The organism is Thiohalobacter sp. (genome assembly GCF_027000115.1).
Taxonomy (GTDB): Bacteria; Pseudomonadota; Gammaproteobacteria; order Thiohalobacterales; family Thiohalobacteraceae; genus JALTON01.
Window position 1 is genome coordinate 1 of the sequence record NZ_JALTON010000057.1, and the last position, 24,400, is coordinate 24,400.

At 66.3% G+C, this 24,400-nt stretch carries 26 protein-coding genes and 1 pseudogene; 9 read left to right on the top strand and 18 right to left on the bottom strand.

Features of this window, described 5'->3' with window-relative positions; all coding sequences use genetic code 11:
- The 3 genes and pseudogenes from MVF76_RS11530 to gloA all read left to right on the top strand — a co-directional run.
- Nucleotides 1-308 (top strand): annotated as a pseudogene (locus MVF76_RS11530) (FAD-dependent oxidoreductase); the annotation flags it as partial.
- A 483-nt stretch (nt 309-791) separates the two neighbouring features.
- Nucleotides 792-2,006 (top strand): argininosuccinate synthase, encoded by a 1,215-nt coding sequence (locus tag MVF76_RS11535; RefSeq protein ID WP_297529267.1) that lies wholly within the window; start codon nt 792-794, stop codon nt 2,004-2,006.
- Nucleotides 2,007-2,126: 120 nt separating this feature from the next.
- Nucleotides 2,127-2,513, top strand: coding sequence for a lactoylglutathione lyase (gloA, locus tag MVF76_RS11540; RefSeq protein ID WP_297529269.1), 387 nt, complete (start codon nt 2,127-2,129; stop codon nt 2,511-2,513).
- Nucleotides 2,514-2,656: 143 nt separating this feature from the next.
- Here gloA and MVF76_RS11545 read toward each other — a convergent pair whose 3' ends face one another.
- From MVF76_RS11545 to metG, 14 genes are all read right to left on the bottom strand, one after another.
- A complete protein-coding gene (locus tag MVF76_RS11545; protein WP_297529271.1) occupies nt 2,657-3,259 on the bottom strand; it encodes an HvfX family Cu-binding RiPP maturation protein in 603 nt (200 codons plus the stop codon).
- 90 nt (nt 3,260-3,349) lie between these two features.
- Entirely contained in the window at nt 3,350-4,873 is a 1,524-nt protein-coding gene (locus tag MVF76_RS11550) for an FMN-binding glutamate synthase family protein (protein ID WP_297529273.1), read from the bottom strand.
- A gap of 112 nt (nt 4,874-4,985) precedes the next feature.
- On the bottom strand, nt 4,986-5,780 hold the full coding sequence (locus MVF76_RS11555) for an HvfC family RiPP maturation protein (protein WP_297529276.1): 795 nt from the start codon (nt 5,778-5,780) through the stop codon (nt 4,986-4,988).
- Nucleotides 5,773-6,630 carry an HvfB family MNIO-type RiPP peptide maturase gene (locus tag MVF76_RS11560; protein ID WP_297529278.1) on the bottom strand — a complete coding sequence of 286 codons (858 nt, stop codon included), beginning with the start codon at nt 6,628-6,630 and terminating at the stop codon, nt 5,773-5,775. The genes MVF76_RS11555 and MVF76_RS11560 overlap by 8 nt, the downstream gene beginning before the upstream one ends.
- A gap of 10 nt (nt 6,631-6,640) precedes the next feature.
- The gene (locus MVF76_RS11565; RefSeq protein WP_297529280.1) at nt 6,641-7,015 is read right to left on the bottom strand and encodes an HvfA family oxazolone/thioamide-modified RiPP metallophore; all 375 of its coding nucleotides are present in this window, start codon (nt 7,013-7,015) and stop codon (nt 6,641-6,643) included.
- A 177-nt stretch (nt 7,016-7,192) separates the two neighbouring features.
- Nucleotides 7,193-7,627 carry a DUF1841 family protein gene (locus MVF76_RS11570; protein WP_317622964.1) on the bottom strand — a complete coding sequence of 145 codons (435 nt, stop codon included), beginning with the start codon at nt 7,625-7,627 and terminating at the stop codon, nt 7,193-7,195.
- Nucleotides 7,628-7,770: 143 nt separating this feature from the next.
- Nucleotides 7,771-8,406, bottom strand: coding sequence for an endonuclease III (nth, locus tag MVF76_RS11575; protein WP_297529282.1), 636 nt, complete (start codon nt 8,404-8,406; stop codon nt 7,771-7,773).
- A 7-nt stretch (nt 8,407-8,413) separates the two neighbouring features.
- Nucleotides 8,414-9,103, bottom strand: a complete 690-nt coding sequence (locus MVF76_RS11580) for an electron transport complex subunit E (protein WP_297529284.1) — start codon at nt 9,101-9,103, stop codon at nt 8,414-8,416.
- Complete coding sequence (rsxG, locus tag MVF76_RS11585; protein WP_297529287.1) at nt 9,096-9,752, bottom strand: electron transport complex subunit RsxG; 657 nt, start codon at nt 9,750-9,752, stop codon at nt 9,096-9,098. The genes MVF76_RS11580 and rsxG overlap by 8 nt, the downstream gene beginning before the upstream one ends.
- The gene (rsxD, locus tag MVF76_RS11590; protein ID WP_297529289.1) at nt 9,749-10,783 is read right to left on the bottom strand and encodes an electron transport complex subunit RsxD; all 1,035 of its coding nucleotides are present in this window, start codon (nt 10,781-10,783) and stop codon (nt 9,749-9,751) included. The genes rsxG and rsxD overlap by 4 nt, the downstream gene beginning before the upstream one ends.
- Nucleotides 10,783-12,450, bottom strand: coding sequence for an electron transport complex subunit RsxC (gene rsxC / locus MVF76_RS11595; RefSeq protein ID WP_297529291.1), 1,668 nt, complete (start codon nt 12,448-12,450; stop codon nt 10,783-10,785). Before rsxC ends, rsxD begins: the two co-directional genes overlap by 1 nt.
- Before the next feature lies 1 nt (nt 12,451).
- Nucleotides 12,452-13,030 (bottom strand): electron transport complex subunit RsxB, encoded by a 579-nt coding sequence (rsxB, locus tag MVF76_RS11600; protein WP_297529292.1) that lies wholly within the window; start codon nt 13,028-13,030, stop codon nt 12,452-12,454.
- Nucleotides 13,031-13,035: 5 nt separating this feature from the next.
- Nucleotides 13,036-13,617: an electron transport complex subunit RsxA gene (gene rsxA / locus MVF76_RS11605; RefSeq protein WP_297529293.1), complete on the bottom strand. Its 582-nt coding sequence runs from the start codon at nt 13,615-13,617 to the stop codon at nt 13,036-13,038.
- Between the two features lie 152 nt (nt 13,618-13,769).
- Nucleotides 13,770-15,800 (bottom strand): methionine--tRNA ligase, encoded by a 2,031-nt coding sequence (gene metG / locus MVF76_RS11610; protein WP_297529294.1) that lies wholly within the window; start codon nt 15,798-15,800, stop codon nt 13,770-13,772.
- Nucleotides 15,801-16,024: 224 nt separating this feature from the next.
- On the opposite strand from metG, the gene apbC reads away from it, so the two are divergent.
- Both apbC and dcd read left to right on the top strand, forming a co-directional pair.
- Nucleotides 16,025-17,116 (top strand): iron-sulfur cluster carrier protein ApbC, encoded by a 1,092-nt coding sequence (apbC, locus tag MVF76_RS11615; protein WP_297529295.1) that lies wholly within the window; start codon nt 16,025-16,027, stop codon nt 17,114-17,116.
- Nucleotides 17,117-17,191: 75 nt separating this feature from the next.
- A complete protein-coding gene (dcd, locus tag MVF76_RS11620; protein WP_297529298.1) occupies nt 17,192-17,758 on the top strand; it encodes a dCTP deaminase in 567 nt (188 codons plus the stop codon).
- A 12-nt stretch (nt 17,759-17,770) separates the two neighbouring features.
- Here dcd and MVF76_RS11625 read toward each other — a convergent pair whose 3' ends face one another.
- From MVF76_RS11625 to purM, 3 genes are all read right to left on the bottom strand, one after another.
- Nucleotides 17,771-18,451 carry a DUF3108 domain-containing protein gene (locus tag MVF76_RS11625; protein ID WP_297529299.1) on the bottom strand — a complete coding sequence of 227 codons (681 nt, stop codon included), beginning with the start codon at nt 18,449-18,451 and terminating at the stop codon, nt 17,771-17,773.
- Between the two features lie 164 nt (nt 18,452-18,615).
- Nucleotides 18,616-19,290, bottom strand: a complete 675-nt coding sequence (gene purN, locus MVF76_RS11630; RefSeq protein ID WP_297529301.1) for a phosphoribosylglycinamide formyltransferase — start codon at nt 19,288-19,290, stop codon at nt 18,616-18,618.
- Nucleotides 19,291-19,510: 220 nt separating this feature from the next.
- Complete coding sequence (gene purM / locus MVF76_RS11635; protein ID WP_297529302.1) at nt 19,511-20,548, bottom strand: phosphoribosylformylglycinamidine cyclo-ligase; 1,038 nt, start codon at nt 20,546-20,548, stop codon at nt 19,511-19,513.
- A gap of 126 nt (nt 20,549-20,674) precedes the next feature.
- Here purM and MVF76_RS11640 point away from each other — a divergent pair, with 126 nt between their 5' ends.
- From MVF76_RS11640 to hda, 4 genes are read left to right on the top strand one after another with little or no spacing between them, the layout of a single operon-like run.
- Complete coding sequence (locus MVF76_RS11640) at nt 20,675-21,709, top strand: DUF2066 domain-containing protein (protein WP_297529304.1); 1,035 nt, start codon at nt 20,675-20,677, stop codon at nt 21,707-21,709.
- Nucleotides 21,710-21,718: 9 nt separating this feature from the next.
- Nucleotides 21,719-22,291 carry a CDP-alcohol phosphatidyltransferase family protein gene (locus MVF76_RS11645; protein WP_297529306.1) on the top strand — a complete coding sequence of 191 codons (573 nt, stop codon included), beginning with the start codon at nt 21,719-21,721 and terminating at the stop codon, nt 22,289-22,291.
- The gene (locus MVF76_RS11650) at nt 22,288-23,361 is read left to right on the top strand and encodes an AI-2E family transporter (protein ID WP_297529308.1); all 1,074 of its coding nucleotides are present in this window, start codon (nt 22,288-22,290) and stop codon (nt 23,359-23,361) included. The genes MVF76_RS11645 and MVF76_RS11650 overlap by 4 nt, the downstream gene beginning before the upstream one ends.
- 3 nt (nt 23,362-23,364) lie before the next feature.
- Nucleotides 23,365-24,057, top strand: a complete 693-nt coding sequence (gene hda / locus MVF76_RS11655) for a DnaA regulatory inactivator Hda (RefSeq protein ID WP_297529310.1) — start codon at nt 23,365-23,367, stop codon at nt 24,055-24,057.
- On the opposite strand, the gene MVF76_RS11660 is transcribed toward hda, so the two are convergent.
- The gene (locus tag MVF76_RS11660; RefSeq protein ID WP_297529312.1) at nt 24,020-24,400 is read right to left on the bottom strand and encodes a DUF2069 domain-containing protein; all 381 of its coding nucleotides are present in this window, start codon (nt 24,398-24,400) and stop codon (nt 24,020-24,022) included. The two genes, hda and MVF76_RS11660, sit on opposite strands and share 38 nt — an antisense overlap.

Genomic DNA, 24,400 nt, shown 5'->3' on the forward strand with positions numbered 1-24,400 from the left:
GCGGCATCGATGCCGCCGAGGTCAAGGTGCCCATGAACATCGACGCCAAGGCCATGATCAACCGCGAGGAACACGGCATGATCAAGATCGTGGCCGACAAGGCCACGCAGCGCATCATCGGCGTGCACTTCCTGGCCGACCATGCCGACACCCTCATCGGCGAGGCGGTGATGATGGTCGCGGCCGGGCTCACCCTCGAGCAGGTCGGCAATGCCATTCATCCGCACCCGACCCAGACCGAGCTGTTCGGCGAACTGGCCCGGCGCCTGCTCTCGCGGCTGCGCCGCAGCGCGAAGATGAAGAAGTGAAGAGCGCCACGAAGTCCACTGAAACCACGGAAGGGTACGCTTTTTCGCCGTCGCTTCGCGCGGCGTTCGGTATCAGCGAGGATTGGACGCCGGGTTCAGCCGGCAGGATGGGCAAAGACCCGAAGGGGCGTGCCCATCGTGTAGATCATGGCGCTGTGTCACGGCGCGGAGACGAAGAAATGAAGAGCGCCACGGAACCCACTGAAACCACGGAAAGGTGCGCTTTCTCGTCGGCGCTTCGCGCGGCGTTCGGTATCAGCGAGGATTGGACGCCGGGTTCAGTCGGTAGGATGGGCAAAGACCCGAAGGGGCGTGCCCATCGCCTGGGTTGTGGCGCTGTGTCACGCCGGGGAGGCGAGGAAACAGAGAAAGCGACGGAATGCACTGTATCCACGGAAAAGCCCCTGGTTCGAAGCCGGTGCTGAAATGCCGGTTTCCGTGGATTCAGTGGATTCAGTGGCGATTGATCAAGGCGATTGACCCATGAGTGACATCAAGAAGGTGGTGCTTGCCTATTCGGGCGGGCTGGACACGTCCATCATCCTCAAGTGGCTGCAGGACACCTACGGCTGCGAGGTGGTGACCTTTACCGCCGATATCGGCCAGGGCGAGGAGGTCGAGCCGGCGCGGGCCAAGGCCGAGGCCATGGGCGTGAAGGAAATCTACATCGAGGACCTGCGCGAGGAATTCGCGCGGGACTATGTATTCCCGATGTTTCGTGCCAATACCGTCTATGAAGGCGAGTATCTGCTCGGCACCTCCATCGCCCGGCCGCTGATCGCGAAGCGCCTGGTCGAGATTGCCGAAGAGACGGGGGCCGATGCCATCGCCCATGGCGCCACCGGCAAGGGCAACGACCAGGTGCGTTTCGAGCTGGGCGCCTATGCGCTCAAGCCGGACATCAAGGTGATTGCGCCCTGGCGGGAATGGGATCTGCTGTCGCGCGAGAAGCTGATGAACTATGCGCGCGAGCACGACATCCCGGTGGATTTCGCCAAGGCCGGCAAGAAATCGCCCTATTCGATGGATGCCAACCTGCTCCACATCTCCTATGAAGGCGGCATTCTGGAGGACCCCTGGGCCGAGCCCGAGAGCGACATGTGGCGCTGGACCGTTGCTCCCGAGCAGGCGCCGGATCAGCCGAGCTGTCTGGAACTGGATTTCCGCAACGGCGACATCGTGGCCATCGACGGCCAGGCAATGACGCCCGCGCAGGTGATGACCCATCTGAATCGTGTCGGTGGCGAGAACGGCATCGGTCGCGACGACATCGTCGAGAACCGCTATGTCGGCATGAAATCGCGCGGCTGCTATGAAACGCCGGCCGGCACCATCATGCTCAAGGCGCATCGGGCCATGGAATCGCTGACCCTGGATCGAGAGGTCGCCCATCTCAAGGACGAACTGATGCCGCGCTATGCGAGCCTGATCTACAACGGCTACTGGTGGAGTCCGGAGCGGCGCATGCTGCAGGCCATGATCGACGAGTCACAACAGACGGTGAATGGCAGCGTGCGCCTGAAGCTCTACAAGGGCAACGTCATCGTCGTCGGCCGCAAGTCGGAAACCGATTCGCTGTTCGACGAGCGCATCGCCACCTTCGAGGAAGACGAGGGCGCCTACAACCAGAAGGACGCCGAGGGCTTCATCAAGCTCAATGCCCTGCGCCTGAGGATTGCGGCGCGGAAGCGAAAATAGCCGCTGAATCCACGACAGGTTCGGGGTTTCACGACAGCGCGCAGAGCGCGGCTGCCAGATGGGCATATCTCCTGGATTCAGTGGGTTCCGTGGCCACTGTTCCGGGAAGGAGGAAGATTCATGCGCATCCTGCATACCATGATCCGGGTCGGAGACCTCGACCGTTCCATCCGCTTCTATACCGAAGTGCTGGGCATGAAACTCCTGCGCCGAAAGGACTATCCGGACGGCAAGTTCACGCTGGCCTTCGTCGGCTACGGTGACGAGTCCGAGAATACCGTCATCGAACTGACCTACAACTGGGGCGTGGACAGCTATGAGCTGGGCACCGGGTTCGGTCATATCGCTATCGAGGTCGATGACGTCCATGCCGCCACCGAGGAGATCCGCAACCGTGGTGGCAAGATTATCCGTGAGGCCGGGCCCATGAATGCCGGCACCACCATCATCGCCTTTGTCGAGGATCCCGACGGTTATCCCATCGAAATGATCGGCCGCAAGGGCTGAGTGTTGCCGCTGCGCAATTGGCTACCCGGATTCTGCTCCGCTTCATCCGGGCTACGCCATGTGCGGTGGCTTAAGTCCTCTGTGCCTCGGCGGTCACGGTGTCGGCAAGCCACCGTCGAAACCCGGATGCGCCCTCCTGGCTGTCAGCGCCCGCAGCCGAAGCGGCGCTCCAGCCAGTAGTCGATGCTCACATAACGTCCGCCGCCGATGAAGAACAGCGTCAGCAGCATGATGAAATAGGTGGCCGCGAACTCGATGCCATTGTTCAGTACCACGAACGGCCCCTGCTCGGTGAGCCACGCGTAATTCCCGTATTCCTGCAGGATTTCCCGTGCCCGGGCCAGCCGCTCGACGGCGGCCTGGGCGTCGGCACAGTTGAACAGGCACATGGTGGGGTCGGCGATGGCCTGCCAGCCGTGTTGCCAGTGGACGGTGACCATGGCAACGATCATGGTGACCATCAGCGGGATCGAAATCCAGCGCACCGCCAGGCCGACCAGCAGCAGGACGGCGCCCAGCACCTCGCTGGAGGCGGCCAGGAAGGCCATGAGTTCCGGGAAGGGCAGGCCCAGGCCCCAGTCGGGATTGCCGAACCAGGCAACCGTGTTCTCCCAGCCGCGAAACTTGTTCATGCCCGCGACCCAGAAGATGGGGACCAGGTACAGCCGCAGGGCGAGTGGCGCCAGGAAATCGAGGTGGCGCGCGCGGTCGAGCAGGCGCTGCAGCGAGCAGAGCAGTCCGGTCATGATGCGTCCCCTCGTTTCGCCTGTGCTGTTCACACAGACAGACGCCGGCCCGTTTGGTTCCAGGTTGGCGTCGACAATCGGAGAGGCAGATCAGCCGTGGCTTGCGCGCTCGGAAACGCTGATGGACGGCGTGGGTTCGGGGTACACCTGGTCGAGGGTCACGGAATGGCCGGCCTCGGTGACCACGCGGGCATGTCGGCGGCGCAGTTCGCGCGGGGAGCTGACGCCGCAGGCATGGGCGATCACGCCGACCTCATGGACCAGATTGCGTACATAGTTGGCCACGCGAACGGCCTTGTCCGCGGGATCCAGCCCGCGCTGGAGTCGACGGTCGTGGGTAGTGATCCCGGTGGGGCAGGTGTCCTTGTTGCATTGCAGGGCCTGGATGCAGCCCAGCGCAAACATGAAGCCGCGTGCCGATACCACGAAATCGGCGCCCACGCACAGTGCCCAGGCCACGCGATCGGGCGTGATCAGCTTGCCGGAAGCGATCACCTTGACGCGATCGCGCAGGTTGTATTCCAGCAGCTTGTTGACAGTCAGAGGCAGCGCCTCGTTGAGGGGCATGCCCATGTTGTCGATCAGACTCATGGGTGCGGCACCGGTGCCACCCTCGGCACCATCGATGGTGATGAAGTCGGGGGCCGACTCGATGCCGCGGCGGTGTACCTCGCAGAACAGGTCGTCCAGCCAGTCCAGGGAGCCGATCACGGTCTTGAAGCCGACCGGCTTGCCGGTGACCGTGCGGATGCGCTGGACCATGTCGAGGATGTCACCGACCGAATTGATCTCCGGGTGCCGGTTGGGGCTGATGGAGTCGGTGTGCACGGGAATGCCGCGGATGTGCGCGATCTCCTCGGTGACCTTGGCCGCCGGGAGTATGCCGCCCTTGCCGGGCTTGGCGCCCTGGCTGAGCTTGATCTCGAACATGCGCACCTGTTCATGCGCGGCGACCGCGCGCAGGCGGTCGTCGCTCAGCCGGCCGTGCTCGTCGCGAACGCCGTACTTGGCGGTGCCGATCTGCACCACCAGGTCGGCACCGCCTTCCAGGTGATAAGGCGACAGGCCGCCCTCGCCGGTGTTCAGCCAGCAGCCGGCCAGGTTCGCGCCCCGGGAAAGGGCCAGAACGGCCGGCCGGGACAGGGCGCCATAGCTCATGCCGGAAATGTTCAGGATGGAATCGGTTGTGTAGGGCTGTTCGCAGAAGGGGCCGATGGTCAGCTCTCTCGGCGGTGCCGCGTCCTCGCCCAGGGTCGGGAAGGCGCAGTTGACGAAGAAGACGGTGCCGGCCGGGCGCAGGTCCCGGGTGGAGCCGAAGGGCACGGTGGCGTCCACGTTCTTGGCGGCGCGGTAGACCCAGGAGCGCTCCGCGCGATTGAAGGGCAGCTCCTCGCGATCCATAGCGAAGAAATACTGGCGGAAGAAGGTGCCCATGTGTTCGAAGAAGTAGCGAAAGCGCCCGATGACCGGATAGTTGCGTCGGATCGCCTGCTTTGTCTGGGTGACGTCGAGGATATAGAGAACGACGACTGCCAGTACGCCGCCGCCGAGCGCGAGTACGAACAGGGCGGACAGGACCTCGAGCGCGGTGAACAGGAATTCGGATTGCGGCATGGCCAGTGCTCCTTGGCTGGAATGAACCGGCATGCCTGAGTTAACGGCCTGTTCACTCCCTTTCTTGAAGGGAAGCGGATGCTTGCGTGACGGGAGGGCCGGGTTCTTGCGTTCAGATGGGAGCGCGGGCGCCGCAAAGGACGCCGCGTTCGCGCCAGTCCTCGAGCTGACTGCGGCCGGCCTCGACGACCTGGCCGGGATCCGGGTGCTGAAGTTCCCCGGCGACCCGTTCCAGAGCGGAAATCCCCGTCAGTTCAATGTGTTGGCCTGATTCCTCCAGGCCGTTGGCGAGCAGGTCCAGGAGCCGGGCGCTGACTGCATTGAGGTGCAGGAAATGCACTGCGTCCTCGTGATCGCGATAGACCACGAGCCAGGTGGGGGTATCCGGTGGTGCTTCGGGACGATAGTCGGGGCCGATCCGGTGCACGGGATAGCGATAGGCCAGCGGCCAGGCCAGCGGCGAGACCACAGGGATGCCGGTGAGAAGGTCGCCTGCCGGATCCAGGTCGGCCGGCAGCGGAGCGGCCTCGGCCACCGACAGGGCGAGTTCGATCCATTCGTAGTGGGCCAGCTCGCGCAGGAAGGGCGGGTCTTCCGGACGCTCGCCGCGCACCTCGTCGAGATAACGCAGGAACTCGCGAGGGATGTCGAGAAAGTAGGGCGAGTGGCAGCGGTGGCGGACGAAGAAGTCCCGCACCAGGGCGTGCCAGTGATCGTCGTCGAGCAGGCGGCGCAGCACCGGGAGGGTGTCAGCCAGGAAACTGTCAATGTTGTTGTAGAAGAGTTCCCGGTAGACAGCCATGCGGCGGTCTTCCACGTCCGCCGGAGGCGGCGCGTGCTCGGGATCGCGGATGTGTGCCGCGAAGGCGAACTGCCGGGCCTGGAAGTCGGGCCGTGGTTCAGCCATGTTGCCGCGCCTCCTGGCCGTCGGTGGTCCATCTGGCCTGCAGTTCGCGGATGGTGTCCAGTTCGTCCAGCAACTCGTCCAGTGGCGGGATGTTGAAGTCGCGCTCCAGCAGGGTGGGAATGACGCCGAAGCACTGGTAGGTCCGCTCCAGCAGCCGCCATACGGGATCGATGACCGCGGCCCCGTGGGTGTCCACCAGCAGATCCTCGGCCTCGCGGTAGTGACCGGCAACATGCAGATAGGCGATGCGTTCGCCCGGAATGCGGGACAGGAAGTCCTCGGCGTCGTAGCCGTGGTTGATGCTGTTCACGTAGACGTTGTTCACGTCCAGCAGCAGATCGCAGTCGGCCTCTTCCAGAACGGCATTGAGAAAGTCGATTTCCTCCATCTCCTTGCCGGGTGCGGCATAGTAGGAGATGTTCTCGATCGCGATGCGGCGTTCGAGGATTTCCTGGGTGCGCCGGATGCGGCCGGCCACGTACTTCACCGCGTCGCCGGTGAAGGGAATGGGCATCAGGTCGTACAGGTGTCCGTCATCGCTGCAATAGCTGAGGTGCTCGGTGCAGGCGCGGATGTCATGTTCGTCCAGGAACTGGCGCAGACGGTGCAGAAAGGCCTCGTCCAGGGGTGACGGCCCACCCAGCGACAGGGAAAGACCATGGGTGACGAAGGCGTGCCGTTCAGTAAAGGCGCGCAATGCCTTGCCGAAGCGGCCGCCTACCCCGATCCAATTCTCCGGTGCGATCTCGTAGAAGCCGATGCTGCCCGGATCACGCTCGGCGAGCGTGTCCATCAGGCTGCGACGCAGACCCAGGCCGGCGCCCTGGACGGGGTAGACGGAAGTGCTCATCGGCGGTGGCCTACTGCTTCATGCCGCCGCACTTGCCTTCCTTCATCTTGGAAGTGGCTTTCTCGGCCTTGGTCATGCCGCCGCACTTGCCCTCACCGCATTTGCCTTCCTTCATCTTTGCCGCGGGCTTGTCGGCCTTGTTCATGCCGCCGCACTTGCCCTCGCCACATTTGCCTTCCTTCATCCTGTCTTGCATCTTGGCAGCGGGCTTGCCGGCCTTGTTCATGCTGCCGCACTTGCCTTCCATTTCAGCCGTCATGTAGCCGCCCGACAGTTCGGTGCTGCTGAAGGGGTTGTCGGCGGCGATGGCGCCGGTGGACAGGCTCGTGGCGAAGGCGGCACCGAGTGCCACGGCCAGGGGTTTGCGGGTAGATTGGTTGGACATTGGGAGAGCCTCCATGGAACGTTCTTGTCGTGTCGGGGCCGCTAGCCGCCGGTGATATGGCGCTGCCCCGGCCTGCCTGCCGGAAACGGGTCCGGTGCCCTGTCAGCCATGCTGACCATTCTCTGACCGCAGCCCGCGCGGAATGGTTCCCGGGATGCGGGTTGCGGGAAACCGGTGTCAGCCCCGGGCGATGGACTGTATGCACGCGAGATAGGCCGCGTCGTCGGGTCCGCGCGCCGAGCGCTGGGCCTCGTGCAGCGCCCTCCCCAGGCATTCCATGATCCGGTGTTCGACCTCGTGGGCATTGCCGAGCGCTGTCAGCAACCGCTGATATTCGGCGCGAATGCCGGGCGGCCGGTCGGTGGCCAGCTGTTCCCGGATGGCCAGGTGCAGGCTCATGTGCAGGAAGGGATTGATGCGTCCCAGTTCCGGCGGAAAGTCGTCACCCAGCGCCCGTTCCCGGTCCTCGAGCAACGACCGGTACTCGCCGTGGTCGAGGATGACGTCCCGGATCAGCGCCTCCATGGCCTCCAGTGGCTGGCCCTCGCGGTGTTTCTGCCAGACATCGCAGTAGACGCCGCGCAGGCGATCGCGGTCGTTTGCATACAGCATGGCATTGGGCTCCTGATCTAGCCCGCATATTGCACCCGAGCCCGGCTGCAAATCCGCCATCATCCGCAGCCCCTGGTGCAACATGCAGGCTGGTCCAAGTAAAGGCGAGCCGGCCCGGGATTGCAAGCCGCCGGCAGCCATCGTCAGTCGAGGTTCTTGTGGCGGTACTCGCACAGGTCGACGATCGGACACTGGCCGCAGCGGGGCTTGCGCGCCATGCAGACGTAGCGTCCCAGCAGTATCAGCCAGTGATGCGCATCCTGCTTGAATTCGTCCGGGACCAGCCGTTCGAGACGGTTCTCCACCTCCCGCACGTTGCGGCCGGGCGCGATGCCGGTGCGGTTCGCGACGCGAAAGATGTGGGTGTCGACGGCGATGGTGGGCTCGCCGAAGGCGGTGTTGAGCACCACGTTGGCGGTCTTGCGGCCCACGCCGGGCAGCGCCTCCAGCGCCTTGCGATCGCGCGGCACCTTGCCGCCATGCTCCCGTTCGAGGATCTCGCAGGTCCTGATGATGTTGCGGGCCTTGGCGTTGTACAGGCCGAGGGTGCGGATGTGGCGCTTCAGACCCTCCTCGCCCAGTTCGAGGATGTCCCGTGGCCGTTTGGCGATGCGAAACAGCTCACGCGTGGCCTTGTTCACGCCCTTGTCCGTTGATTGCGCGGACAGCATGACCGCGATCAGCAGCTGGAAGGTGTTGCCGTATTTCAGTTCGGTGGTCGGTTTCGGATTGGCCGCACGCAGCCGCGAGAAGATCTCGATGCGCTTTTCCCGGTTCATGGGCCGTTCAGGCGGCGGCTTCGGACGGTACAGTGCCGGCCGCGATCCTGCGGCGGCGCTCCAGCCGCCCATCGATGACATTCTTGAGAGCGATCAGCAGGCCCAGGCCAAGGAAGGCGCCCGGCGGCAGCACTGCGATCAGGAAGCCGCGATAGTCGTCGATCAGCGTCAGGGTCCAGTCGCGTGCATGTTCGCCGAACATCAGGTGGGCATGGGCCAGCAGCGTGCCCTGGCCGATGACCTCGCGCAGGGCGCCGAGGGCGACCAGAACCAGCGTGAAGCCGACGCCCATGGCCAGGCCATCGGTGAAGGCACGGCCCACGCTGTGCTTGGACGCGAAGGCCTCGGCGCGGCCGATGATGGCGCAGTTGGTCACGATCAGCGGTATGAAGATGCCCAGGACCTTGTACAGGTCATGGAAATAGGCGTTCATGCCCAGCTCGATCACGGTGACCACCGAGGCGATGACCAGAACGAACACCGGGATCCGGACTTCCGGGCGCACGATGCGGCGGATGGCCGACACAGTGACATTGGAGAGCACCAGTGTCAGAGTGGTGGCCAGCCCCAGGCCCAGACCGTTGACGACGGTGCCCGTGACCGCCAGCAGCGGGCACAGGCCGAGCAACTGCACCAGACCGGGGTTGTTGCGCCAGAGTCCGTCGAGGGCGATGTCGTTGGGTTTGGGGTCACTCATCCGGTATTGTTTCCGTATTCGCCGACGCGGGCGCGGCAAACAGCGCCTCGCGGTGCTGCTCGAAGTATATCAGAGCCCGCTTGACCGCCTTGACCACGGCCCGTGGGGTAATGGTGGCGCCGGTGAACTGGTCGAACACGCCGCCGTCGCGCTTCACGGCCCACTGGCTCTCCGGCGGATCGTTCAGGGACCTGCCCTCGAAACCGAGGATCCAGTCGGAGCGGTCGGCCTCGATGGCATCGCCCAGCCCCGGCGTTTCCCGGTGCGAGAGCACGCGCACGCCGGTGATCCGGCCGTTGACATCGATGCCCACCAGAAGCCGGATGGAGCCGTTGTAGCCGTCGGGCGCCACCGGCGTCATCACCACGGCCACCGGGTGGCCGCCCATGCGCGCGCGATAGACGGTCACCGGCTCGTCGGTGCCGAGCAGGTTGGGATCGACGACCTGAATGGTGTCGTGGAAGAGATCGTTGTCATGGCGTTCGGGGTTGATGATCTGGTGGATGTGACGCAGCAGGGCCAGGCGTTCGTTCTCGTGGATGCGTTCGCGGGTTGCGTCGTAGGTATAGGCCACCATCCCCGTGCCGATGGCGGCGAACAGGAACAGGAACAGGCCGGTGACCAGGATCTGCCGGTGCAGGTTCTTCATTCGCGCGACTGTCCGAATACCCGCGGCTGGGTGTAGTAGTCGATGGTGGGTACGGCCATGTTCATCAGCAGCACGGCGAAGGCAACGCCGTCGGGGTAGCCGCCCCAGGTGCGGATGACATAGGCAATGACGCCGATGCCGGCGGCATACAGCAGTCGCCCGCGTGGCGTGGTGCTGGCGGTAACCGGGTCGGTGGCGATGAAGAAGGCGCCGAGCATGGCCGCGCCGCTGAACAGATGGAACAGGGGCGAGGGGAAGGTGTCGGTGTCGATGGCATGGAAGAACAGGGCGATCAGGAACAGGCCGCCGAGCATCCCCGCCGGGATCTGCCAGCCGATGACGCGGCGGCGAATCAGCCACAGCCCGCCGAGCAGATACCAGAGGTTCACCCACTCCCAGCCTCGGCCCCCGAAGTAACCGAACAGTGGCTTCTCGCTGATCTCGCTCAGGGTCTGCCCCAGGCCCAGCTCGGTCTTGACGGTGTCCAGCGGCGTGGCCATGGTCAGTGCGTCCAGTCCCACGCCGGCGGGCAGGCGCCCCGCGAACATCCAGGCGAGTGTCTCGCCGAGGCCCAGGTGATGCCCGGCCAACGCTGCCGGCGGATTCCACAGGGTCATTTCGCGCGGGAAGGACACCAGCAGCACCACGTAGCCGACCATGGCCGGATTGAAGGGGTTGAAGCCGATGCCGCCGAACAGATGCTTGGCCACCACCATGGCGAAGCCGGCACCCAGCACCGGCATCCACCAGGGGACCAGTGGCGGCAGGGCCAGGGCCAGCAGCATGCCGGTGAGCACCGCGCTCCAGTCGCCGAGGAATCGGCCCACGGGGCGACGGCGGATACGCAGCATGAGTGCCTCGGTCGCCACGCAGGTCGCGGTTGCCAGCAGTACGTTGACCAGCACGCCCCAGCCGAAGAACCACCAGGCTGCGGTCATTCCCGGCAGCAGCGCCAGCAGTACCTGGCGCATGACCCGGTCGACGCTGTTCACCGGCGGCAGATGGGGTGAGCTGTAGGTGTGGAAACGCATCAGTGCGGGCTTCCGTCGTTGTCTGGCCGGCTTGAACGGGCCTGCTCGCGTCGTTTCTCGGCCTCGGCGATCTGGCGCTGCTGGGCCTCGGTGAGGTTCTCGGTGTTGGCCGGCGGCGGTATGTCGCCGGCCGCCTTGCGCGCTCGCGCCCGCTCCAGCGCGGCCTGGATGACTGCCTTCCTGGCCGCATCGGCATCGTCACCCTTCTTCTCCACGGCCTTCTTGCGCTTGCGCAGACGGGCCTGGCGCTCGGCCTTTTCGCGTTCCAGGCGTTCCAGCCGGAACTCGTGGCGACGACGGGCGAGATCGGCCTTTTCGCGCTCGCGTTCCTGCGTCCAGATCTCGGTCTTGGCGTAGCGGTAGTACTGCACCAGCGGCAGGTGGCTGGGGCAGACGTGGGCGCAGCAGCCGCACTCGATGCAGTCGAACAGGTGGTAGTCCTGGATACGATCGAAGTCCCGCGCATGCGCATGCCAGTAGAGCTGTTGCGGCAGCAGCTGCGCCGGGCAGACCTCCGCGCAGGCGCCGCAACGGATGCAGGGCACGGGTTCGGGCGGCGGCGGCATCACGGCCCGGGTACTGGCCAGCAGGCAATTGGTGGTCTTGATGACCGGCAAATCGTCGGAGGGCAGGGCGAAGCCCATCATCGGGCCGCCCATGATCAGGCGATCGACATCGTCGGTGTAGCCGCCGGCGGCGTCGATCAGTTCACGCATCAGGGTGCCGACGCGGACCTCCAGGTTGCGCGGCTCGCGGATGCCCTCGCCGGTCACGGTGACGATGCGCGAGACCAGGGGTTCGCCGCGATGGATGGCCGCGTCGATGGCGGCCGCGGTGCCCGGATTGTGGCAAACGATACCGATGTCGGCCGGCAGGCCCTGCGAGGGCACTTCCAGGCCGGTGAGAATGCGGATGAGCTGGCGCTCGCCGCCGGTGGGGTAGAGGGTGGGTACCACCGCGACCTGGATGTGTTCTAGCCCGCGCTGGGCGAGATGGGTGCGCAGGGCGTCGATGGCCTCGGGCTTGTTGTCCTCGATGCCGATGACACACTCCGGCGCGTCGAGGGCATGCAGCAGGATTTCGATGCCACGCACAATGCTGTCGGGGCGGGTGCGCATCAGCATGTCGTCGCAACTGATGTAGGGCTCGCACTCGGCGCCGTTGATGACCAGCAGCTCGATGCGCCGCTGCGGTCCCGGATTCATCTTGATGAAGCTGGGGAAGCCGGCGCCGCCCAGGCCGACGATGCCGGCATCACGGATGCGGTTGCGCAGGGCGCTGGGATCGAGGGCGCGGTAGTCCTCGACGGGGGCAACGGATTCGTGCCAGCGGTCCTCGCCGTCGGTGTCGATGACGATACAGGGCGCGCTGAGCCCGGAGGGATGGGGAACCGGGTGTTCGGCGATCTCGCGCACCCTGCCGGAGCTGGAAGCATGCAGCGGCACGCTGACATAGCCCTCGGCACGCGCGATCAGCTGGCCGCGCAGCACGCGCTCGCCCGGTTCGACCACGGGCACCGCCGGCTCGCCGATGTGCTGCTGCAGCGGGAATACCAGCCGCTCCGGGATGCCCAGCGTCTCCAGCGGGCGGCGGGTGGACATGGCCTTCTGCGCCGGCAGGTGCAGGCCGCCATGGATGGGGTGCAGGTGAGCGAAGCTTCGTGCCATGTCAGCCGGCCGCCTCCTGCTCGGGTGCAGCCGCGATGTCCATTCGGCGTTCCTCGGGCGATGGCCACTTCCATTCCTGGATGTCCGGCTTCACCGGCACCATCTCGATACAGTCCACCGGGCAGGGGTCGACGCAGAGTTCGCAACCGGTGCACTCCGATTCGATGACCGTGTGCATGTGCTTGGCGGCGCCGAGGATGGCATCCACCGGACAGGCCTGAATGCACAGGGTGCAGCCGATGCAGAGTTCCTCGTGGATGATGGCGACCCGCTTGCCCTTGTGTTCGCCGTGTTCCTCGTTGAGCGGCTTGTAGTCGCGGCCCAGCAGGTCGGCCAGCGCGCGGATGCCCGCCTCGCCGCCGGGCGGGCACTGGTTGATATCGGCCTCGCCGCGGGCGATGGCCTCGGCGTAGGGCCGGCAGCCGGGGTAGCCGCACTGGCCGCACTGGGTCTGGGGCAGGATGGCATCGATCTGGTCGACGATGGGATCCGATTCGACGTGGAAGCGGATGGCCGCATAGCCGAGCAGCATGCCGAACAGGCCGGCGAGGATGCCCAGGGCAAGAATGGCGGTCAGCATCCGGTTCAGCCCTTCACCAGCCCGGAAAAGCCCATGAAGGCCAGCGACATCAACCCCGCGGTGACCAGCGCAATGGCCGCGCCCTGAAAGGGTACGGGTACATCGGCCGCGGCCACGCGTTCACGAACCGCCGCGAACAGCGCCAGCACCAGGGAAAAGCCCACCGCCGCGCCGAAGCCGTAGAACGCCGATTCCAGGAAGCCGTGCTGCTGCTGGGTATTGAGCAGGGCCACGCCGAGCACGGCGCAGTTGGTGGTAATGAGTGGCAGAAAGATGCCCAGCACCTGGTAGAGTACCGGGCTGGTCTTGTGCACCACCATTTCGGTGAATTGCACCACCACGGCGATGACCAGTATGAAGGTGATGGTGCGCAGGTATTCCAGGCCCAGTGGAACGAGCAGATATTCGTTGGCCAGGTAGCTGCAGACAGATGACAGCGTCAGCACGAAGGTGGTCGCCAGGCCCATGCCGGTGGCGGTTTCCAGCTTGCGGGATACGCCCATGAAGGGACAGAGGCCGAGGAATTTCACCAGCACGAAGTTGTTGACCAGGATGGTGCTGATCAGGATGAGCGCGTAGTGTTCCATGGCTATGACCGGCACCCTTCGGGGCGCGGCGGCAAGATGCGGGATGCGGGATGCGGATCGCGACAGAACACGCCCGAACAGGGGGCGGCGGTGGCAGCCTGCCACTGTTGACTGACGGGTATCTTGTCTCCTGTATCTTGCATCTCTGTGGACTACTTGACCCTCATGCCCGGCTCGGCACCCGAGTCCGGGCTCAGGATGAACAGATCCTTGCCGCCGGGTCCCGCCGCCAGCACCATGCCCTCGGACACGCCGAAGCGCATCTTGCGTGGCGCCAGGTTGGCCACCATCACCGTCAGCCGCCCCTCCAGCTCCGCCGGATCGTAGGCGGACTTGATGCCGGCGAAGACCTGTCGGGTCTCTCCACCCAGGTCCAGGGTGAGGCGGAGCAACTTGTCCGCGCCCTCCACCTGCTCTGCCTTGGCGATGCGTGCCACCCGGAGGTCGATTCGGGCGAAGTCCTCGAAGCCGATCTCCGCCGAAATCGGATCATCCGCCAGCGGGCCGGCCGGTGCCGGGCCGGTGGCTGTGGCCAGATCCTCGCGCGAGGCCTCGACCATGGCCGCCACCGCATCCGGATCCACGCGGGTCATCAGCGGCCGGAAGGGGCCGATGGCGTGGTCCAGCAGCGGCTGCTCGCGTCCTGCCCAGTCCAGCGGCGGGACCTGCAGGAAGGTCTCCACATTCTCGCTCAGCACCGGCAGCACCGGTTTGAGATAGGTCATGATCACCCGGAACAGGTTGAGTCCCTGGGTGCAGATGGCCTGCACCTCGTCGGCGCGGTCCGGATCCCTGGCCAGCACCCAGGGCTTGGCCTCGTCGACGTACTGGTTGGCGCGGTCGGCCAGGGCCATGATTTCGCGCATGGCATGGCCGAACTCGCGTGCCTCGTACAGCCGGGCGATTTCGTCGCCTGCCCGGACGAAGGTGTCGTGCAGGCCAGGATCCGGCAGCCGGGCTGACAGCCGGCCCCGGAACTTCTTGTTGATGAAACCGGCGCAGCGGCTGGCGATGTTGACCACCTTGCCGACCAGGTCGCTGTTCACCCGCTGCACGAAGTCCTCGAGATTGAGGTCCAGATCGTCGATGCCGGAACCCAGTTTGGCGGCGAAGTAGTAGCGCAGGTACTCGGGATTCAGGTGTGCCAGATAGGTGCGTGCCTTGATGAAGGTGCCGCGCGACTTGGACATCTTCTGGCCGTTGACGGTCAGGAAGCCGTGGCAATACACGGCTGTGGGCTTGCGGAAGCCCGCGCCCTCGAGCATGGCCGGCCAGAACAGAGTGTGGAAGTAGGCAATGTCCTTGCCTATGAAATGATACACCTCGCAGTCGCTGTCCGGCTTCCAGTAGCGGTCGAAGTCCTCGCCGGTGCGGTCGCAGAGCTGGCGGAAGCTGGCCATGTAGCCGATGGGCGCGTCCAGCCAGACATAGAAGTACTTGCCGGGCGCGTCGGGGATCTCGAAGCCGAAATAGGGCGCATCTCGGGAAATCTCCCAGTCCTTCAGGCCGGCCTCGAACCACTCGTGCAGCTTGCGCGCGATCTCCGGCTGTACGTGGCCGGCGCGCGTCCACTTGCGCAGCATGGGCTCGAAGGCCGCGAGATCGAAGAAGAACTGCTCGGTGTCGCGCAGCACGGGGGTGGCGCCGGAAAGCACCGAAACCGGATGCTTCAGGTCCGAGGGGCTGTAGGTGGCGCCGCAGGCCTCGCAGGAATCGCCGTACTGGTCGGGGGCGCCGCAGCGCGGGCACTCGCCCTTGATGAAGCGATCCGGCAGGAACATCTCCCGTTCCGGATCGTAGGGACGCTGAATGGTGCGGGTGTGGATGTAGCCGCCGTCGCGGAGCCGGGTGTAGATCAGCTCGGCCAGCGCGCGGTTCTCGGGCGAGTGGGTGCTGTGATAATTGTCGAAACCAATATGGAAATCTCGGAAATCGGCGCGGTGCTCCTCGCCCACCCGGGCGATCAGTTCCTCGGGGGTGATGCCCTCGGACTGGGCACGCAGCATGATGGGCGTGCCGTGGGCATCATCGGCGCAGACGTAGTGGCAGCGGTGCCCGCGCAGGCGCTGGAAACGGGCCCAGATGTCGGTTTGGACATATTCCACCAGATGGCCCAGGTGAATGGCGCCGTTGGCGTAGGGCAGGGCACTGGTAACCAGGATGTTGCGGGGGCTGTCTGTCATCTTTATCCGGTCCGGACGGGCCGCGGCGGCGGCGGGAATTCCGTGCAGTTTCTGGGCGATAGGGCGTGAAGCTGAAGATTATGCCATATTGCCCGCCCGATTGACCCGGTCGTCCGTGACGGTATCCGTCCCGGCGCAGACAGCGCGAGGGCGATTTGTGTACAATGCGCCGTCAGTTTCCGGCGGCGGCCGGCCCCCCTACCTGTTCGGAGGTGCAAAGAATCATGGCTGAGGTATCCCAGGCGCAGGTCGAAAGCGCGCTCAAGAGCTACGTGGATCCCTACCTCGAGAAGGATCTGGTCAGCGCCAAGTGCGTGAAGGACATCCGTGTCAACGGTGGCAGGGCCGAGGTGGACGTGGTGCTGGGCTTCCCCGCCAGTGGCTACGCCGACGAGCTGGCCGCGCAGCTCAAGTCGCTGGTCGAGGGCGTGGAAGGTGTCGATTCGGCCGAGGTGAAGGTCGAGTCGAACATCGTCTCCCATGCGGTGCAGAAGGGCGTGGAGCCCATCAAGGGCATCAAGAACATCATTGCGGTCGCTTCCGGCAAGGGTGGCGTCGGCAAGTCCACCACTGCGGTCAACCTGGCCCTGGCGCTGGCAGCCGAGGGCGCCCGGGTCGGCATCCTCGATGCCGACATCTACGGCCCCAGCCAGCCGCGCATGCTCGGCGTTCATGGCAAGCCCGAATCCAAGGACGGCAAGACCCTGGAGCCGATGAAAAACCATGACGTTCAGGCCATGTCCATCGGCTTCCTGGTTGACGAGGAGACACCCATGATCTGGCGTGGTCCCATGGTCACCCAGGCGTTGCAGCAGCTCCTCAATGACACCAACTGGGACGATCTCGACTACCTGGTGGTCGACCTGCCGCCGGGCACCGGTGACACCCAGCTCACCCTGGCGCAGCAGGTGCCGGTCTCGGGCGCGGTCATCGTCACCACGCCGCAGGATATCGCCCTGCTCGACGCGCGCAAGGGGCTCAAGATGTTCGAGAAGGTCGAGGTCCCGGTGCTGGGCATCGTCGAGAACATGAGCATCCACATCTGTTCCAACTGCGGCCACGAGGAACACATCTTCGGCGAGGGCGGCGGCAAGCGCATGGCCGAACAGTACGAGGTCGACTTCCTCGGTGCCCTGCCGCTGGACATCCGCATCCGCGAGGAAACGGATGCCGGCAAGCCCACCGTGGTCGCCGAGCCCGAGTCGCGCATTGCCCAGATCTACCGCGAGATCGCCCGCCGTACCGCGGCCAGGCTGTCGCAGCAGGGCAAGAACTACGCGGCCAAGTTCCCCAAGATCGTTATTCAGAACAACTGATGCCGGACGCAAGTGTGGCCCCGTCGGGGCCACGCGCTTGTCTCTTGTATCTTGTGACTTGCATCCAGTAGACGCATGCCCATCAAGTCCGACAAGTGGATCCGCCGCATGGCGGAACAGGAAGGCATGATCGAGCCCTTCGAGCCCGGCCAGGTGCGCGACCTGGGGCAGGGCCGGGTGATTTCCTTCGGTACCTCCAGCTACGGCTACGACGTGCGCTGTGCCGACGAATTCAAGATTTTCACCAACATCAACTCGGCCATCGTCGATCCCAAGGACTTTGCCGACGACAGCTTCGTGGACGTCAAGTCCGATGTCTGCATCATTCCCCCCAACTCCTTTGCCCTGGCCCGTACCGTCGAGTACTTCCGCATTCCGCGCAACGTGCTCACCATCTGCCTGGGTAAGTCGACCTATGCCCGTTGCGGCATCATCGTCAATGTCACCCCGCTGGAACCCGAGTGGGAAGGACACGTGACCCTGGAGTTCTCCAACACCACACCGCTGCCTGCCAAGATCTATGCCAACGAGGGCGTGGCCCAGATGCTGTTCCTGGAGTCCGACGAGGTCTGCGAGACCTCCTATCGCGATCGTGGCGGCAAGTACCAGGGCCAGCGGGGCGTGACCCTGCCGCGCGCCTGAGCCGGCAAGCCCTTACTCGCCGTTGCGCCTGAATTCCAGCAGCCTGCTCAGATAGGTCTGCCCCTCCTCGTGCTCGCGCTGGCGCACCTGCACCGGCAGGAAGCCCAGTATCGGCGCGCACCACAGCCAGGTGTCCCGGTCCTGATCCTCGCGCAGTCGCTGCAGCCGCAGGGTGTCGAACTGTCCCGCCGGCAGGGACAGCCGTTCCTCTCCCGTCACCCGAAAGCGGAAGCGCTTGAGCTTGCCGCCATCGGCGATATCGAAGGCCAGCTCCCGTGCGCCGCCCGCCAGCTCGAGGGCAAGCGCCAGCTGCACGCTGAGCTTGTCCAGGGTGCCCGGCGGGATCGGCATCTGCCAGCGTGCCCCGGCCACGTCGTTGATGACGCGCCCCAGTGCCCAGTCGAACTGCAGGAAGGCGTGGCGCGGCGTTCGGCGGCCGGTATGGTGGAACTCGTAGTCGAGAACCCGGATGCGGCCGTCGATCAGGCGGAAGCGGCTTTGCTCGTCCAGCCGGTCCCTGCGGAACAGTCGCGCCAGCCCGGTGGGACGGGTATGCGCGCTGTAGCGCCAGACGTCCCCATCGCGTCGCAGGATCACGCGCTGCTCCCCGATCGCGAAGTTGTTCACCGAGAGCTGGTGCCGGGCATCGAAAGGCACAAGTTCCGCCGCGAGCGGCGTGCGCAGCACGAGCATGAGCATCGTCAGGAGAAGACGGAGTGCGGGATGCCGGTCTCGTGCCTGGGCTGGGTTCATGGGCGGATGGTGTGGCCGGGACGAACCCGAAAGATAGCGCAGTGGGCGGCTGCTGTCCGGCGGGGCGCCGGGGCGTGTGAGCGCCGTCCCGAAAGCGGTGCCCTTCAGTCCGCGCCGGCGGTGAGGCGATCGAGTTGCAACGGTGTCTCCAGCGGCCGGTCGTCGAGAAGCGCCTGCCCGTTGTCGAGCCGGATCCGGCCCTCGGCCAGCAACCGCAGCGCCGCCGGATAGAGCCGGTGTTCCTCGGCCAGCACGCGGGCCGCCAGCGTTTCCGGGGTGTCGTCCGGGTGCACCGGCACCTTGGCCTGGAGGATGACCGGCCCACCGTCCAGTTCCTCGGTGACGAAGTGCACGCTGGCGCCATGGCGGCGGGCGCCGTCGGCCAGCGCCCGCTGGTGGGTGTTCAGCCCGCGGTAGGCGGGCAGCAGCGAGGGATGGATGTTCAGCAGCCGTCCGCGGTAGTGGCGCACAAAGCCCGGGGTCAGGATGCGCATGAAGCCGGCGAGCACCACGACACGGGGCCGGTAGCGGTCGATGCACCGGGCCAGCGCGGCATCGAAGGTCTCGCGGCCGGGATAGTCGCGATGATCGACCACCGCCGTCTCGATGCCCGCCGCCCGCGCCCGCTCCAGTCCGGCCGCGTCGGGGCGGTTGCTGATCACGGCGCGGATGTCCACGGGCAGTTCGCCGCTGGCGGCCTGGTCGATGATCGACTGCAGGTTGCTGCCGCGGCCCGAGATCAGGACCACGATGGGGAGTTTTTCGTTGTGCTTGATCATGTCCGGATGGCCACGAAACCCGGCGAATCCACAAAAGTGAGGTCAGGCCGCGCGTGCTGCGCCTGCACGGATGCGGCCAGGGTGTCTGTCCTCGTCGGGTTGCGACGGAGGCGGAACTGCGCCCTGTCCATTTCCCGGAGGGCCATGGCAGCAGGGGATGCGGGTGTTGTATGTGCCCTGCGGTGGGTTCCGTGGCCATGATGCCTTTCCATGCCCCCGCTCACGCAATCACCACCTCACCGTCGCCGGGCACGATCTCGCCCAGCCGCCAGGCGGTCTCGCCGGCGGCGCTGAGCTGGTCGATGGCGGCGCCCGCCTCGTTGGCGGGTACGCAGACCACCATGCCGACGCCGCAGTTGAAGGTGCGGTACATCTCGGCGTCCGCGACCCTGCCCTGCGTCTGCAGCCAGTCGAACACGGCAGGCCGGGTCCAGCTTGCCCTGTCGATGCGGGCGGCGGTCCCTTCGGGCAGGACACGCGGCAGGTTCTCCGGCAGGCCGCCCCCGGTGATGTGTGCCAGCGCCCGTACCTCGACCGTCTGCATCAGCGACAGCAGGGACCTGACGTAGATGCGGGTGGGCGCGAGCAGGGCGCCGATCAGCGGCTGGCCGTCGGGCAGGCGGGTGGCGGGATCGGCACCGCTCACTTCCAGGATCCTGCGGATCAGCGAATAGCCGTTGGAATGCGGGCCGCTGGAGGCGAGCCCGATCAGCACGTCGCCCGGCCCGACCCGGCTGCCGTCGATCAGCGCATCGCGCTCGACGATGCCGACGGCGAAGCCGGCGAGGTCGTAGTCGCCGGCACCGTACATGCCGGGCATTTCGGCGGTTTCGCCACCGATGAGTGCCGCACCGGCCTGGCGGCAGCCCTCGGCGATGCCGCCGACCACGCGCTCGGCGACGTCCACATCGAGCCGGCCGGTGGCGTAGTAATCGAGAAAGAACAGCGGCTCGGCGCCGGCGACCACGATGTCGTTGACGCACATGGCGACCAGGTCGATGCCGATGCCGTCGTGACGGCCGTTGTCGATGGCCAGCCGGAGCTTGGTGCCGACGCCGTCGGTGCCGGACACCAGTACCGGCTGCCGGTAGCGTTCCAGCGGCAGCGCGAACAGGCCGCCGAATCCGCCCAGTCCGCCCAGCACCTCGGGCCGCCGGGTGGCGCGGACCACCGGCTTGATACGTTCGACGAGGGCGTTGCCGGCATCGATGTCGACGCCGGCCGCCTTGTAATTGAGAGAGGAATCGTGTTCGGACACCCGCTCACTCCCGGTCAGGTTGCAGGAGCGACCCGCCGGGGGGTCGCTGCGAATATGCTATTGTACCGCGCATGCCGGCGCAGGGTCTTCTGCGCCGGGGATTTTTCCAGAGCAGGGAAACCGGGGATGTCCACAGCGAATGTCGCGAGAGCCCTTCTGATCGGTCTGCTGGCACTTGTGCCCGCGTTTGCCGCGCAGGCCGCGGGCGAGGACCTGTTCCGCATCGAGGTGCCGGTGGCGGACCGCGGCCCTGCGAGCCGGGATGCAGCGCTGGCCGCGGCCCTCGACGGCGTGCTGGTACGCCTGACCGGGGTGGCGGAGCCGCGCACGCTGCCCGGTGCCGACGCCCTCCTCGGCCAGCCGGCGCGCCTCGTGCGCACCTTCCAGTATCGCGAGGGCCCGGAGGACAGGCTGCTGCTGGAAGTGACCTTCGAGCCCGTCGCACTGGAGCAGGCCGTGCGCGCCGCCGGGCTGCCGCTGTGGGGGCGGGATCGCCCCGACGTGCTGCTGTGGCTGGCCGTGGAGGACAACGGTCAGCGTCGTCTGCTCGCCTCCGACGACGAGCAGACAGTCGCCGGCCGGGCGCTGAAGGCCGCGGCTCGCCGCCGGGGCCTGCCGCTGGTGCTGCCGCTGATGGATCTCGAGGATCGCCGGGCCATCGGTATTGCCGATGTCTGGGGCGGCTTCGTCGAGCGGGCCGTCGCCGCCGCCCGCCGCTACGGCGCCCCGGCCGTGGCCACCGCCCGCATCGAGCAAGTCGGCGGGGGCTGGCGTGGCCGCTGGACGTTGGTGTTCGGTGGGGAAACCCTGTCCTGGGTCAGCGATGGGCCCGATGTCGAGGCCGCCATCGCCGCGGGCATGGACGGTCTGGCCGACCGGCTCGCCGCCCGGTTGGCGATCCGCGGCGGCGGGCTGGAAACCGGGCACCTGTTGCTGGAGGTCGAGGGCGTGACCGGCTTGGCCGACTATGCCAGGGTATTGCGCCATCTCGAGGGCCTCGATGCGGTGCGCAGCCTGCGCCTGCGGGTGTTGCGGGCCGGCGTCATGCGGCTGCAGCTGGAAGTCGACGGCGGCGTGGCGGCACTGGCCCGCAGCCTGGCGCTGGGTCGCGTACTGGAACCGGTGGATGCGGCCGGCAGCCGCTATCGCCTGATGCCCTGAGGAGCCGACATGCGCTTCGAGGCGCGGCACATACCGAACCTGATCACCTTCTTCCGCTTCCTGCTGGTGGCGCCGGTGGTCTGGATGCTGCTTCGCGACGACTATGCCGCGGCCCTGATCCTGTTTCTGATCGCCGGCGCTTCCGACGGCCTCGACGGCTTCCTCGCCAAGCACTTCGGCTGGACCAGCCGGCTCGGCGGGCTCATGGATCCGCTGGCCGACAAGCTGCTGCTGGTGTCCTGTTATCTTGCACTCGGCTGGCAGGGACTGATCCCGGGCTGGCTGGTGGCGGTGGTGGTGGCCCGTGACCTGATCATCTTCTCGGGCGCGCTGGCCTACCACCGGCTGGTGGAACCGCTCACGGCCGAGCCGTCGGTGATCAGCAAGATCAATACCCTGTCCCAGATCCTGCTTGTGCTGGCGGTGCTGTTCGATGCCGGTGTCACGGCGTTGCCCGCCGACTGGGTGTCGACGCTGCTGTACACGGTGCTCGCCACCGCGGTACTCAGCGGCGCCGACTATGTCTGGAGCTGGGGCTGGCGGGCCTGGAATCGCAAGCACGGGAGCGGACGTTTTCCATGAACACGGCGCAACGCTGGTGGTGGCTGACGGCCATCCTGATCGCCGCGGTGCTGATCTACCTGCTGGCGCCGGTACTCACGCCCTTCCTGGTGGGTGCCCTGCTGGCCTATCTCGGTGACCCCTTGGTCGATCGCCTGGAACGGCGCATGCCACGCACGCTTGCGGTGGTGCTGGTGTTTCTGGGCATGTTCCTGGTCCTGGTGCTGATGCTGCTGTTCCTGGTGCCGGTACTGGAACGCCAGATCACGACCTTTGTGCAGCGGCTGCCGCTGTATCTGGACTGGGCGCAGACCCGGCTGTTGCCCGGGCTGGGTGGGCTGCTGGGCGTCGAGCCGGGACAACTGCTGGACACGGGCCGACTCAAGGCCGCGCTGGCCGCACACTGGAAAGAGGCCGGTGGCGTGGCCGCGACCCTGCTCAAGGCGGTGTCCACCTCGGGCGCGGCGGTGGCCGGCTGGCTGGCCAACCTGGTGCTGATCCCGGTCGTCACCTTCTACTTCCTGCGGGACTGGGATCACTTGATCGCGCACCTCCATCAGCTGCTGCCACGCACGCTGGAGCCGACGCTGGTGCAGATGGCGCGGGAGTCGGACGAGGTGCTGGGCGCCTTCCTGCGTGGCCAGTTCCTGGTCATGCTCTCGCTCGGAACAGTGTATTCCATCGGCCTGTGGCTGGTCGGCGTGGACCTGGCCCTGTTCTTCGGCATGCTCGCCGGTCTGGTCAGTTTCGTGCCCTATCTCGGCTTCATCATCGGCGTGCTGGCGGCCGGCGGCGCGGCGCTGGTGCAGTTCCAGTCGGTGATGCCGGTGCTGGGCGTGGTAGCGGTGTTCGGTGTCGGCCAGCTGCTGGAATCGCTGCTGTTCACGCCCTGGTTCGTGGGCGACCGCATCGGCCTGCATCCGGTCGCCGTCATTTTTGCGGTCCTGGCCGGCGGCCAGCTGTTCGGTTTCGTTGGCGTGCTGCTGGGCCTGCCGGTGGCCGCCGTGGTCATGGTGCTGCTGCGGCACATGCACCGGCGCTACCTGGACAGCGACCTCTACGCAGCGCGCCGTTCCTCCGGTGCAGACTGAACCATGGTCCGCCAGTTGCCCCTGGGCATCCGCCTGGCCGATGCCGCCCGTCTCGACAATTTCGTGGCCGGTCCCAATGCCGAGGCCGTGGCGGCCGTGCGCTCGCTGGTGGATTCGCCGGCCCCCGCCAGCCTGCTGCTGGCCGGTGCGCCCGGCAGTGGCCGCACCCATTTGTTGCAGGCGGCCTGCCGCCATGCCGGCGAGGCGGGTCTGGCGACGGCCTATCTGCCGCTGGAGATGGCAGGGGGCCGGATCGCGGAGGCGCTGGCCGGACTGGAGGCGCTGGAACTGGTCGTGCTGGACGACATCGACGTGCTTGCGGGAAAGGCCGCGGGCGAGCGTGCCCTGTTCAACCTGTTCAACGAACTGCGCGCGGCGGGCGGACGACTGCTGGCGAGCGCATCCGATCGCCCGGAACGACTTGGCTTCCGCTTGCCCGACCTGGTCTCGCGGCTCAACTGGGGCTTGTTCTATGCCCTGCGTCCGCTGGACGACGCGGCGCGCATGCAGGTGCTCAAGCGACGCGCGGCCGAGCGCGGGCTGGAACTCGGTGACGAGGTCTGCGGCTATTTGCTGAAGCGCTGCCCGCGGGACCTGCCGGCGCTGATGGCGCTGCTGGAACGCATCGACCGGGACTCGCTGGCGCGGCAGCGGCGCATCACGATCCCCTTTCTTCGCGAGACGCTTCGTCTTTGACGGCCTGCCGGGTTGCCCGCACATAGGCGATGCCGCCGATGAACCATAACAGGACCGCGAGCAGTTCGCCGCCGGCGAGCAGCCTGTCGGAAGGCGTGCTGTAGAGTTCGACCATGGCGTGGGTGAAATAGCCCAGCGCCAGGAACAGGCTCCAGGCCACGGTGTAGCGTCGTCCGTGCAGCAGGCCGCGCAGCGGCAGCAGCAGCGGTCCCACCAGCACCAGCAGCACGAAGGCGGTGGGCAGCCGCTCCGAGGGCGACAGGAAGCCGTACCAGGCCAGCAACAGCGCAAAGGTGCCGAGGTGACCGGCCTGGGTGATGCGCAAGGCCGATGTCGGATGCAC